Genomic DNA, 11,788 nt, shown 5'->3' with positions numbered 1-11,788 from the left:
AAGCCAGTGCTCGTTCCCCCTGTGGACAGTCGTTTTTCTGTCCGGTCATTCCAGCGCTTCCGGATAGAGAAATTCCGGCAGAATCGCCTGCTCCGCAGCGTCCCGAATCAGGTTCATCCGGCGCACCCATTCCATGGGATTTGCGCGCTTGAGGGCTTCGTCCACCTGCTGCTGGCAGGCCATCCGGGCCACACATTCCTGCACGGCCTGCCGGGCCTCTTCGTCCACCTGGGACAGGTGGCGGTTGAGCCGGTCCTCCAGCAGCAACCGATCCAGCAGATCGGGGCGGTGGCTTTCCAGAAACTGACGGCGCATCTCACCGTAGCGGCCAATGGGGCGGACCGTATCGGTGGACAGCAGATTGGGCAACAGGTAGCCGTTGACGTTTGTGTATTGCATGGTAAGACCTCCGTTATCGCTCGGGTTGATTTTTGTTGTAGCCTCGTTTGTGCTGCCAGTTACGCAGCAGAAGCAGGATGGTATTGTGCATCTGTTCCGGTGTGTAGTTGGGCGGGAAGAACTTCTTCACGTCCTCCTGATTCAGAAAGAACTTCTGCCGCTGATTGGGCTTTTCCTCGGTGAGCAGATGGTGCAGGTATTCCCGCGTCAGGGTTCCGGCCTGACTCATCTGCTTGAGGGTGCGGGACTGGGTGAGGGAGGGCGTAGCCTGGCAGGCATCCATTTCGTCTTTCAAAAGCTGCTGATCTTCCTCGGTGAGATAGGAGATCTCCACCGCCGGATTGAAGGCGATTCGGCCTTCGTCCACCATCTGAAGAATAGAGGGAATGAGACAGGTCAGGCGGATGTAACGATGAATCTGCCTTTGACTGTCACTCGTGTTCCTACTCACTTCTTCGACGCTCCATAACTTCTCGCCAACTTGGCGAGAAGTGCTTCGCCCTTGATGGCAGATCGCCTCCATCTTCATTTTGTATGCAAAGGCTTTTTCGCTGGGCAGGATATGTTCCCGCTGGATGTTGCTGTCCACCAGAAGGATGATTGCTTCATCGTCGGTCATCGGGCGCACCAGCACCGGCAGTCGGGTGATGCCCAGCGCCTCGCAGGCAGCTTTGCGGCGATGGCCGCTCACGATCTCATAGCTTCCGTTCGGCAGCGGGCGGGCCAGCAGGGGAGAAAGCACCCCGTATTCCTGAATGCTTTCCTTCAGCTGGTCCATTTCTTCGCCGGTGGCTACCCGGAACGGCTGGTTCTGAAAAGGCACCAGCACCCCGGCATCCAGCATGGTCACCACCTGAGAATCGGGGGTATTTTGTGTGGTTTCGTTCATCTGTAACACGCTCCTTTATCTGCAAAAATGATGGGTTGCAAAGGGGGAAATGGGCCCGAAAATGTACACCGCAAAGTGGGTACATTTTTGAAAATACGGGTCCAGCCCCCAAACTCCCGTGAAAAATGGGCAGAAAAAATCCCCCTGCAATTTCGCGCTTTTTGGAACGCATGGGCGTCCTCAAAGTGCAGCGTCAGCTGCATGAGCCCGATCGGATTACTTCCGGGGGTTCTTGATGGCTGCCTGAGCGGCGGCCAGACGGGCGATGGGTACACGGAAGGGAGAGCAGGACACGTAGTCCAGGCCAACGCCATGGCAGAACTCCACGCTGGTGGGGTCGCCGCCGTGCTCACCGCAGATGCCCAGACCCAGCTCGGGACGGGTCTTGCGGCCCAGGGTTACAGCCATCTCAACCAGCTTGCCTACGCCGTTCTGATCCAGGTGAGCGAACGGATCGTTCTCATAGATCTTGTTGTCGTAGTAGTAGTTCAGGAACTTGCCGGCGTCGTCACGGCTGAAGCCGAAGGTCATCTGGGTCAGGTCGTTGGTGCCGAAGCTGAAGAACTCGGCTTCCTTGGCGATCTCGTCCGCGGTCAGAGCGGCACGAGGAATCTCGATCATGGTGCCCACTTCGTACTTCATGTCCACACCGGCGGCCTTGATCAGCTTATCGGCGGTAGCAACCACCACGTCCTTAACGAACTTCAGCTCCTTGACCTCGCCTACCAGGGGGATCATGATGTGAGGAACGATCTTCAGACCGGTCTCACGGCTTACGTTGATGGCTGCGTTGATCACAGCGGTGGTCTGCATCTCGGCGATTTCCGGGTAGGAAACGGCCAGACGGCAGCCACGATGGCCCATCATGGGGTTGAACTCATGCAGGCTGTCGATCACGTTGTGCAGGTGCTCAACGGTGATGCCCAGATCTGCGGCCAGCTCCACGATATCCTCTTCCTTGGTGGGCAGGAACTCGTGCAGAGGCGGGTCCAGATAACGGATGGTCATGGGACGCTCGCCCAGAACCTTGTACATGGCCTCGAAGTCACCCTGCTGATAGGGCATGATCTTGGCCAGAGCCTTCTTGCGGTCCACCACGTTCTCGGCCACGATCATCTCGCGAACAGCCTTGATGCGGTCGGCCTCGAAGAACATATGCTCGGTGCGGCACAGGCCGATGCCTTCGGCGCCGAACTCCACGGCCTGCTTGGCATCGCGGGGGTTATCGGCGTTGGTGAAGACCTTCAGCTGACGGGCAGCGTCGGCCCAGCTCATGAAGCGGCCGAAGTCGCCGCTGATGGAAGCGTCAACGGTGGGCAGAGCCTTGCCGTAGATGTTACCGGTGGAGCCGTTCAAGCTGATCCAGTCGCCGCGCTTGTAGGTCACGCCGCCCAGAGTGAACTGCTGCTTGTCGTATTCCACCACGATCTCGCCGCAGCCGGATACACAGCAGGTGCCCATGCCGCGGGCCACAACGGCAGCGTGGCTGGTCATGCCGCCGCGCACGGTCAGGATGCCCTGTGCAACGGCCATGCCCTCGATGTCCTCGGGGCTGGTCTCCAGGCGAACCAGGATGACCTTCTTCATCTCGCCGCTCTCAACGGCGTTCTTGGCGTCCTCAGCGGTGAATACCACCTGGCCGCAGGCAGCGCCGGGAGAGGCAGCCAGGCCCTTGCCGATCACTTCGGCGTTCTTCAGAGCCTCGGGGTCAAACTGGGGATGCAGCAGGCTGTCCAGCTGCTTGGGATCAACGCGCAGAACGGCCTCGTTCTCGTCGATCATGCCCTCGTCCACCAGATCAACGGCGATCTTCAGAGCGGCAGCGGCGGTGCGCTTGCCGTTACGGGTCTGCAGCATGTAGAGCTTGCCATCCTCGATGGTGAACTCCATGTCCTGCATATCCTTGTAGTGATTCTCCAGACGGGTGGCGATGTCCACGAACTGGGCGTAAACCTCGGGCATCTGCTCCTGCAGGTGCGCGATGGGAGAAGGCGTACGGATACCGGCCACAACGTCCTCGCCCTGCGCATTGATCAGGTACTCACCGAACAGAGCTTTCTCGCCGGTGGCGGGGTTACGGGTGAAGGCCACGCCGGTGCCGCTGTTGGGGCCGGTGTTGCCGAATACCATGGCCTGCACGTTAACGGCGGTGCCCCACTCGTAGGGGATCTCGTTCATGCGGCGGTAGACATTGGCGCGGGGGTTATCCCAGCTGCGGAACACGGCCTTGACTGCCTCGATCAGCTGAACGCGGGGATCGGTGGGGAAGTCGGTGCCCATGTGGCTCTTGTACAGGCTCTTAAACTTGAAGACCAGAGCCTTCATATCGTTCTCGTCCAGCTCGGTGTCCAGCTTGACGCCCTTCTCGGCCTTCAGCTGGTCGATGATCTCCTCGAACTCGGACTTGGGCAGCTCCATAACCACGTCGCTGAACATCTGAACGAAACGACGGTAGCTGTCGTAAGCGAAGCGGGGGTTACCGGTCTTGGCGGCCAGGCCTTCAACCACTTCGTCGTTCAGGCCCAGGTTCAGGATGGTATCCATCATACCGGGCATGGAAGCGCGGGCGCCGGAACGGACGGAAACCAGCAGGGGGTTGGCAACGTTGCCGAACTTCTTGCCGGTGATGTCTTCCATCTTGCCGATGTATTCATAGATATCGGCCATGATCTCATGGTTGATCTGACGGCCGTCTTTGTAGTACTGGGTGCAGGCTTCGGTGGAAATGGTGAAGCCCTGGGGAACAGGCATACCAGCGTTGGTCATTTCGGCCAGGTTGGCGCCTTTGCCGCCGAGGATGTCACGCATGTCGCGGTTACCCTCGCTGAACAGATAAAGGTATTTTTTCTTGTTCAAAATCTTCAACCTCCAATGGTAGCACCGGGCGGGGCAGAGCCTCGGGCGATGCCGATATTCCGTTTGTGATGAACACATTATAACAGATTCGAGAAAAAAATACCAGAACTTTTTTCAGAATCTGGAAACTTTTTGTGTCAAATCACTTTAAAATCCGACACAAAACGGTGAAAAGCGGGTTTGCGGTCATAGTAAGATTGATTCCTGCACTTGAAAATTTTAAAAAAATTGGTATGCTTATAATTGGTGTAATTTTTAGATTTTCCGGCCTCGCCCGTTTATTTATAACGCGTTCTGTTTAAGGCCGGACCTGCGAGGTCGAACTATGTTTTTCAAAAAGCAGACCGCCGGGGCCGACTGGCTGGTGGCGGGCCTGGGCAATCCGGGCAAAAAATACGAAGGTACCCGCCACAATGTGGGCTTTGATGCCATCGATCACCTGGCCAAAGAGTGGGGCGTGAGCGTGACCAAGGCCAAGTTTGAGGGCCTGTACGGGCAGGCGGCGCTGGGCGAGGGCAAGGTGCTGCTGCTCAAGCCCCAGACCTTTATGAACCTTTCCGGCCACAGCGTGCAGACGGCGGCGGAGTTTTTCAAGATTCCGCCGGAGCATGTGATCATCCTGTGCGATGATGTGACCCAGAAGCCGGGCAAGATCCGCATCCGGCCCAGCGGCTCGGCGGGCGGCCACAACGGCCTGAAGGACATCATCGCCTGCCTGGGCACCGACGGCTTTGCCCGGGTGCGGCTGGGCGTGGGCGAAAAGCCCAGCCCGGATTATGACCTGGCCAACTGGGTGCTGGGCAAACTGGGCGGCGAGGACCGCAAGGCCTTCGAGAGCCGGTTAAACGATGTGGAAGCCGCGGTGCGGCTGATTCTGGCGGGCAAGCTGAGCGAGGCGCAGAATCGATTCAATTGAGCCAGCGGGCCCGGATTTCCGGGCCCGTTTTGTTTTTATGGAACACAAAGGAGGAAGCGGCATGAAAGCAATTTGCAGAATGGCCGCGGCCGGGCTGCTGCTGGCCTTGCTGGCCGGATGCAGCGCCGGGCAGAGCAGCTACGAATGGGCGGTGGAGCCCCGGCTGCAGGCGGACAAGATCGAGCCCCTGGCGGTGAGCGGGGGAGGAATTCTGGAGGGCAGCCTGCCAAAGGACGAGGCGCTGCTTGACCTCTGTGCCGCTCAGCAGGGCAAGCTGTGGGGCCTTGTGGACGGACGCACCGGCGAGTGGGTGGTGGAACCCAGATTTTCCCAGCGTCCCACCCTGTGCCCGGACGGGCATCTGCTGGCCACCGGTCCGGATGGCGCACTGCTCTCGGACCCGGCGCTGGACCGGCAGCTGGCGGCTTATGATCCCGAGCTTCAGACCGAGCCGGGTCACGGTGGCCTGGGCGTGGAATATGTATGGGATGCGGAGTCCGCACAGGTGCGCCGCCACAGTTGGAACGAAAGCGGGGCACAGAGCCCCGTTCTGGAGCCGGAGGAAAGCGGCGAGCTGCTCCCGGTCCGAAAAGGCGTCTGGGAATATAACGAGCTGGAGGGCGCGCAGGTGATGAAGGCGCAGCAAAAAGGCCTTTATGCCGCCGCCACGGCAGACGGAAAACTGCTCACCGACTTTGTTTACGAACAGGCCCGCCCCGGCAGCGGCGGACTGATCGCGGTGGAGAAAAAGGGCAAATGGGGGTATCTGAACGGGCAGGGCGAGCTGGTGATCCCCTGCAAATACGACGGCGTCTGGAGTCAGTCCACCGACCGGGATATGCAGGGCAACGACAGCGCGGTTTGGCAGCGGATCTGGCCCGCGCCCTGCCTGGAAGCAGGCGTGGTGGTGCGCAAGGGCGGGGAATACGCCCTGCTGAGCAGTGAGGGCAAAACGCTCATCGGCTTTGGGTCTTATCAGGCGCTGGCTCCGGCGCCGGACGGCCTGGTCTGGGCCAAACAGGGCAACCTTTGGGGGCTGCTGCGGCCGGTTTCCGCTTCCTGAACCGATCTTTCGCAAAAACATTTGCGTGCGCAGGCCTCAAGCCGGTATAATAATCGCTGGTAAGAATTCCACAGTAAGGGAGGAAGATGGTTGAAAACCAGACTTTTGTGCGCGGTGATGCTGCTGGCGCTGGCCATCGGACTGGCAACACCCGCCGCCGCTCAGTGGGAGCCGCCCCAGGGCGCGGCGGACAAGGCTCAGGCGGTGTATCTTTATCAACTGGACACCGAGACTCTGGTCTATGCGAAAAACGAAGAGGAGCAGCGGGCTCCCGCCAGCCTGACCAAGCTGATGACCGCGCTGCTTCTGGTGGAGAACGGTCAGTCCCTGGACACGGCCTTCACCATTCCCCAGGACCTGCAGCCGGAGTTCAATGAGATCCGGGCCAACTACGGCACCACGGCTGGTCTGCTCTGCGGCGAGACGGTAACGCTGGAGGACCTGCTCTATGGCTGTCTTCTGCCCAGCGGCAACGACGCGGCCAGCGCCATTGCCTGGTATCTGGGAAATGGAAACGAAGCCGCATTCCTGGAACAGATGAACCAGCGGGCTGCCGAGCTGGGCTGCACCGGCACCCATTTCAGCTGCCCCCACGGGCTGGACGGCATCGCTCAGGGCAACTACAGCACCGCGCAGGATATGTTCCGGATCGCCCGGGCCTGCATGGAGAATGAAACGCTGATGGAGGTCATGTGCTCCACCGACTACTGGATGCCCCTGACCGAACTCCACACCAAGGCGGACGTCGGCGCGCCGGAGAGCAAAAGCTATCAGATCCGCAGCACTGTGGTGATGCAAAACCCGGATTCCCCCCTGTACCGGGACTACATCCGGGGCATGAAGACCGGCTTTACCGATGAGGCGGGCCGGTGCTTTGTGTCCGGCGCGCAGCAGGGCGGGGCAAGCTGGCTGCTGGTGGTGATGGGCGCGCAGGACGGCCTGGCCGAGGACGGTGTGAACTACGCCTTCCACACCACGGCCAACCTGTATGACTGGGCGCTGGAGACTCTGGCCCCCACCGCCGCCGTAAATACCGAGACCCCGGAAGTTCAGCTTCCGCTGCGCTGGTGCGCGGAAAGCGACACCGTGGGCCTGTACGCCAGGGACCCGCTGGTGGTGCTGGCCGGAACCGGTTCCAACGCGCCGGAGATTCAGATCGAGACCGTTGTCGATTCCCTGGATGCTCCGGTACAAGCCGGGCAGGTGTTGGGCCAACTGACTGTGCAGGTGAACGGCGAAATCGTCGGTTTCACCGAGCTGGTTGCCCTGCAGGATTACCAGCGCAGCTTCTGGCTCTATACCGGGGACCTGCTTCGCCCCTGGCTGCCGCTGCTGGCCGCGCTGGTGTGCATTCTTCTGATCGCGCTGGTGCTGCTGGTTCGCGTGCTCTCCCGCCGGGCGGCAGTACGCCGCAGGCGCAAAGCCATCCGTGTGGCGCCGTCTCGGAACAAGCCGCCGCAAAACCAATAAATAAACGTTTCCTCTTAATAAAAGGAAACGCAGACAAAAACGCCCGGATTCGATGAATGATCGAATCCGGGCATTTTGCCGTTTTACTTCAAAAAATCCTTCAGGTATTCTGCGGCGCTGCGGCTCATCTCCCGGGAGAAATCGCTGCCGTATTTGCGCTGCTCAAAGGCCTTGACCCACTGATCGAAATCAAAGGTCCCGTTGCCGCCCCGGGCGGCCCGGTCCTCCAGCGCCTGCCGGTGCTGCGCGCCGGTGAAGGCGGGATACTGATTTTCCGCCACGATGTAATTGCGGGCAAAGCGGGCGGGCTTTTTGCGCTGCTGCTGTTGGCGGGTGGGCCAGCCGATCACCAGCATGGCCGCCGGAACCACCTGGGCAGGCAGGGCCAGCTCCTGGCGCACCTGCTCGCAGTTCTCCAGAATATCACCGATGTAGCAGCTGCCCAGCCCCAGGCTCTGGGCGGCCACCACCACGTTCTGGGCGGCGATACAGGCATCCGCCACCGCCAGAAACAGATCACCCGCACCGGCGGGACGAGGCTGGCATCCCGCCTCCTGATAGACCTGCGGCCAGCGGGCGCAATCTGCCAGGAAAACCAGCACCACCGGGGCGGTGGCGATGAAGGGCTGATGGTCGCACAGGTCGGCCAGCCGGGCCTTGCGCTCCGGGGCGGTGATATCCAAAATGGTATACAGCTGCTGACAGCCTGCGGTGGGCGCCTGGAACGCTGCCTCCAGCAGCTGCTCCTTCATGGCAGAGGTAACGGGCTGATCCAGAAAGACGCGCACGCTCTTGCGGTCCTGAATGGCTTGTTGAGTGGGATTCATGGGGGTGCCTCCTTTTTGCAGCGGGCCGGTTCGGCCCTGCTTTTTTCTGATTATAGCACGTTCCCACACAAAAAACACCCGGATGTCATCCGGGTGTTTTTTCTTTTTACTCGTAGCGCAGAGCCTCGATGGGGTCCAGCTTGGCGGCCTTGTTGGCCGGGTAATAGCCGAAGAACACGCCGATGGCCATGGAGAAGCCCACCGCCACCAGCACGGTGCCCAGGTCCACCCGGGCGGGCGCGCCGATGAGGGAGGCCCCCAGGCTGCCCAGACCGAAGCCCACCAGAATGCCCAATGCGCCGCCCACCAGACAGATGACCACCGACTCCACGATGAACTGGGTACGGATGGCCCCGTTGGTGGCGCCCAGCGCCTTGCGCACGCCGATCTCCCGGGTGCGCTCGGTGATGCTCACCAGCATGATGTTCATCACACCGATGCCGCCCACCAGCAGGCTGATGCCCGCGATCACCCCGATGGCCAACGAGATGGTGTCCAGCACGCTGGTGATGGAGCTCATCTCATTCTGCAGGTTGTACACGGTAACCAGAAACTGCTCGTTGTTTTTGTAGTAGCCTTCCTCGAAGAACCGCTCACTGCGCTGCTGGAAGGCATCCGCATCCACTCCGGCGGCGGGCACCACCTCACACCAGAAATAGCTGCCGCCGGCGATGCCGTTCATCTCGTGCAGAGTGGTGAGGGGCAGATACAGGTCGGTGGTGGTGTTTTTGTTCACGGTGGCACTGCCGCCCAGCAGCGGGCTCATGGTCTGGTAGGCATACACGCCCACGATGGCAAGCTCATGCACCGCACCGCCGGATTCCGTCACCTCGATGGTCTGGCCCAGGGCCGCCTGATCGTCGCCGCCGAACAGGTTATCCACCAGCACGTCGCTCACCAGCGCCACCTGGCGCACGCCCTCCTGATCCTTTTCGTTCAGAGCACGGCCTGCCACCAGCTCGCACTTGCCCGCGTCGAGATAGCCCTGGTTCACGCCGGTGATGTTCACCTTTGCGGTGTTCGCTCCCTGTTGGATCTTGCCCATTCCGCCGCTTTCCGTCAGCACCACCGCTTTGATCTGCTGGGCAAACCGCGCCTCATAGGCCTGCAGCATCTCATCGCTGAGCAAGTCGCTTTCCTGATAGCTATAGCTGTAGGGATAATCGCCGTTTTCGTCCGGCCGGGGGTCCACACTCAGCTGCAGGTTGTTGCCGCCCATGGCCACCAGGCTCTCACTTACCGTGCTGGTGAGGGAATTGCCCACGGTGACGATGGCGATCACCGACCCGATACCGATGATAATGCCCAGCATGGTAAGCAGCGCCCGCATCTTGTTGCTGCGCAGCCCGCCCAAAGCCAGCTTGATGTTTTCCCAGATCATTGCGCCATGCCCCCCTTCACCTCACCGGTAATGCGTCCGTCCCGGATGGTGATGATCCGCTCGCACTCAGCGGCCAGCTCCCGGGAATGGGTGATGAGCAGAATGGTCTTGCCCTGCTCCTTGTGCAGCTTGTGGAACAGATCCATCACCACCCGGCCGGTGGCGGAGTCCAGCGCACCGGTGGGCTCGTCTGCCAGCAGCACCGCCGGGTCGTTTGCCATTGCCCGGGCAATGGCCACCCGCTGCTTCTGGCCGCCGGAAAGCTCGTTGGGCTGGTGATTCATCCGCTTTTCCATGCCCACCAGCTCCAACAGTTCTTTTGCCCGGGCTGCGCGCTTCGCCGCGCCGATGCCGTTGTACAGCATGGGCAGCTCCACGTTTTTCAAGGCGCTGGTACGACCGATCAGGTTGAAGGTCTGGAACACAAAGCCGATCTTCCGGCAGCGCAGGGCGGAAAGCTCGCCGTCCTTCGCGGCGGTCATGTCGATGCCGTCCAGCCAGTAGCTGCCCTGGGTGGGCTTATCCAGCGCGCCCACGATGTTCATCAAGGTGGACTTGCCGCTGCCGGACTCGCCCACGATGGCCACGAACTCGCCCTCGTACACATCCAGGTCGATGCCGTGCAAGATCTCCAGCTCGTTGGGCTGGCCGATGTAAAAGGTCTTTACAATATCCCTCAGCTGGATGATGGGCTTCTTTTCTCCGCTCATGCCATCGCCTCCGGGTCGGCCAGGCTGCGCAGCTCCATGCCCTCGATCAGGCCCTCGCCGCTCACCTCAACATACAGCTCGGTCTCCATACCGATGGTCACGGGAATGGGGGTGAAGGTCACATTGCCCTCTGCGTCGGTATTCTTCTGGTAAACCACCGCCTCGCCGTTTTCATCGGTGCCCACTGCGTCCAGCGGCACACTGAACACACCCTTCTTTTCCTCCAGCAGCACCTTGGCCTTGGCGGTCATGCCCAGCCGCAGCGCCTCGGTGGCATCGTCCACCGAAACCTTCACTCCATAGCTGGCCTCGCCGTTCTCATTTACGGTGGCCTTGGGGGCGATCCAGGTGATGGCGCCGTGGAACACATCCTTCGCGCCGGAGGTGAGGGTCACGCTCTGGCCCACCGCCAGCTGGTTGATGTCGTACTCTCGTACACTGAGCAGCGCCTCCAGAGCACTCTGGTTCTCGATGGTGGCAATGGCACCCGCCGCGCCGCCCACCACGGCCTTCACCTGGGTGACGGTGCCGGAGCAGGGGGCGGTGATGGTGCACTGTTTTTTGGCGCTCTGCAGGGTCTTCAGCTGCTGGGCCGCCGCGCTGGGGGCATCCGCCGCTGCCACTGCATTCACCAGTACGTCCTGAGCATCCTCAATGGCAAGGCTGTCCTGCCGGAGCTTGGCATCCTTTTCGGTCTGCTCCCAGTCGGCGGTGACGCCTTCGTCAATAGCCTTCTGGTTGCGGGCGTCCTCCAGGCGGCGCTGGGCCTGGGAGATGCTCAGCTCGTTCTGCTGCTTTTCCGCGGCCACTGCCTCCTGCTGGACCTTGATCTGGGCGTCCAGGTCGGTGGTATCCAGTGTGGCGAGCACATCGCCCTCACTCACCACGTCGCCCTCGCTCACCAGCACCTCAGCCACCGGGTAAGTCTGGGCCGCGGCCACCTCGGTCACCTGGGCGGACTGGATGCTGCCGCTCACGCTCAGGGTCCGGCTCAGATCGCCCTTCTCCAGCGTGAAGGTCTGCACCTGCTGGGCCGCAGCCTTTTGCGCGGCCTCGGCCGCCTGGTTCATCCGTACCCAGCCAAAGGCGCCCACAGCAGCCAGCACAACCAGCGCGATCAACGCCTTTTTATGCCTGCCAAAAAATGATATGATTCTGCTCATCCCTCATCGACTCCTCTTTCATTCCGGTGTATAATAGCCCTTAAAGGGCCGCCGTTTTGTGAAACTCCGGGCAGCGAAAAGCCCTCTCTCTTCTTTTGTTCGTCGCCAACCGGC

General features: G+C 60.9%; 10 protein-coding genes. 3 read left to right on the top strand and 7 right to left on the bottom strand.

The genetic code is table 11. From position 1 onward, the window contains the following. Nucleotides 1-45: 45 nt before the first annotated feature. The 3 genes from J7G73_RS03895 to ppdK form a co-directional block, all read right to left on the bottom strand. The gene (locus tag J7G73_RS03895; RefSeq protein ID WP_291245304.1) at nucleotides 46-399 is read right to left on the bottom strand and encodes a TnpV protein; all 354 of its coding nucleotides are present in this window, start codon (nucleotides 397-399) and stop codon (nucleotides 46-48) included. A gap of 13 nt (nucleotides 400-412) precedes the next feature. Further along, a complete protein-coding gene (locus J7G73_RS03890; protein ID WP_291245303.1) occupies nucleotides 413-1,288 on the bottom strand; it encodes a ParB/RepB/Spo0J family partition protein in 876 nt (291 codons plus the stop codon). Between the two features lie 216 nt (nucleotides 1,289-1,504). Further along, a complete protein-coding gene (gene ppdK, locus J7G73_RS03885; RefSeq protein ID WP_291245306.1) occupies nucleotides 1,505-4,147 on the bottom strand; it encodes a pyruvate, phosphate dikinase in 2,643 nt (880 codons plus the stop codon). 322 nt (nucleotides 4,148-4,469) lie between these two features. On the opposite strand from ppdK, the gene pth reads away from it, so the two are divergent. From pth to J7G73_RS03870, 3 genes are all read left to right on the top strand, one after another. Beyond that, nucleotides 4,470-5,060 carry an aminoacyl-tRNA hydrolase gene (gene pth, locus J7G73_RS03880; protein ID WP_291245302.1) on the top strand — a complete coding sequence of 197 codons (591 nt, stop codon included), beginning with the start codon at nucleotides 4,470-4,472 and terminating at the stop codon, nucleotides 5,058-5,060. Nucleotides 5,061-5,121: 61 nt separating this feature from the next. Continuing rightward, complete coding sequence (locus J7G73_RS03875) at nucleotides 5,122-6,123, top strand: WG repeat-containing protein (protein ID WP_291245301.1); 1,002 nt, start codon at nucleotides 5,122-5,124, stop codon at nucleotides 6,121-6,123. A gap of 90 nt (nucleotides 6,124-6,213) precedes the next feature. Next, entirely contained in the window at nucleotides 6,214-7,593 is a 1,380-nt protein-coding gene (locus J7G73_RS03870) for a D-alanyl-D-alanine carboxypeptidase family protein (protein WP_291245300.1), read from the top strand. An 83-nt stretch (nucleotides 7,594-7,676) separates the two neighbouring features. Here J7G73_RS03870 and J7G73_RS03865 read toward each other — a convergent pair whose 3' ends face one another. The 4 genes from J7G73_RS03865 to J7G73_RS03850 form a co-directional block, all read right to left on the bottom strand. Continuing rightward, nucleotides 7,677-8,420, bottom strand: a complete 744-nt coding sequence (locus tag J7G73_RS03865; RefSeq protein WP_291245299.1) for a nitroreductase family protein — start codon at nucleotides 8,418-8,420, stop codon at nucleotides 7,677-7,679. A 106-nt stretch (nucleotides 8,421-8,526) separates the two neighbouring features. After that, nucleotides 8,527-9,801, bottom strand: coding sequence for an ABC transporter permease (locus J7G73_RS03860; RefSeq protein ID WP_291245298.1), 1,275 nt, complete (start codon nucleotides 9,799-9,801; stop codon nucleotides 8,527-8,529). Beyond that, complete coding sequence (locus J7G73_RS03855) at nucleotides 9,798-10,511, bottom strand: ABC transporter ATP-binding protein (protein WP_291245297.1); 714 nt, start codon at nucleotides 10,509-10,511, stop codon at nucleotides 9,798-9,800. The genes J7G73_RS03860 and J7G73_RS03855 overlap by 4 nt, the downstream gene beginning before the upstream one ends. Beyond that, on the bottom strand, nucleotides 10,508-11,674 hold the full coding sequence (locus tag J7G73_RS03850) for an efflux RND transporter periplasmic adaptor subunit (RefSeq protein WP_291245296.1): 1,167 nt from the start codon (nucleotides 11,672-11,674) through the stop codon (nucleotides 10,508-10,510). Before J7G73_RS03850 ends, J7G73_RS03855 begins: the two co-directional genes overlap by 4 nt. Between the last annotated feature and the right edge of the window lie 114 nt (nucleotides 11,675-11,788).

Source organism: Allofournierella sp., from assembly GCF_017889395.1.
Classification (GTDB): Bacteria; Bacillota; Clostridia; order Oscillospirales; family Ruminococcaceae; genus Allofournierella.
This window is presented reverse-complemented; position numbering and strand designations above follow the sequence as displayed.

Excerpts from the sequence above, each read along its gene's own strand:
- J7G73_RS03895 (WP_291245304.1), bottom strand. The coding sequence starts at position 399 with ATGCAATACACAAACGTCAACGGCTACCTGTTGCCCAATCTGCTGTCC.
- J7G73_RS03890 (WP_291245303.1), bottom strand. The coding sequence starts at position 1,288 with ATGAACGAAACCACACAAAATACCCCCGATTCTCAGGTGGTGACCATG.
- pth (WP_291245302.1), top strand. The coding sequence starts at position 4,470 with ATGTTTTTCAAAAAGCAGACCGCCGGGGCCGACTGGCTGGTGGCGGGC.
- J7G73_RS03875 (WP_291245301.1), top strand. The coding sequence starts at position 5,122 with ATGAAAGCAATTTGCAGAATGGCCGCGGCCGGGCTGCTGCTGGCCTTG.
- J7G73_RS03865 (WP_291245299.1), bottom strand. The coding sequence starts at position 8,420 with ATGAATCCCACTCAACAAGCCATTCAGGACCGCAAGAGCGTGCGCGTC.
- J7G73_RS03860 (WP_291245298.1), bottom strand. The coding sequence starts at position 9,801 with ATGATCTGGGAAAACATCAAGCTGGCTTTGGGCGGGCTGCGCAGCAAC.
- J7G73_RS03855 (WP_291245297.1), bottom strand. The coding sequence starts at position 10,511 with ATGAGCGGAGAAAAGAAGCCCATCATCCAGCTGAGGGATATTGTAAAG.
- J7G73_RS03850 (WP_291245296.1), bottom strand. The coding sequence starts at position 11,674 with ATGAGCAGAATCATATCATTTTTTGGCAGGCATAAAAAGGCGTTGATC.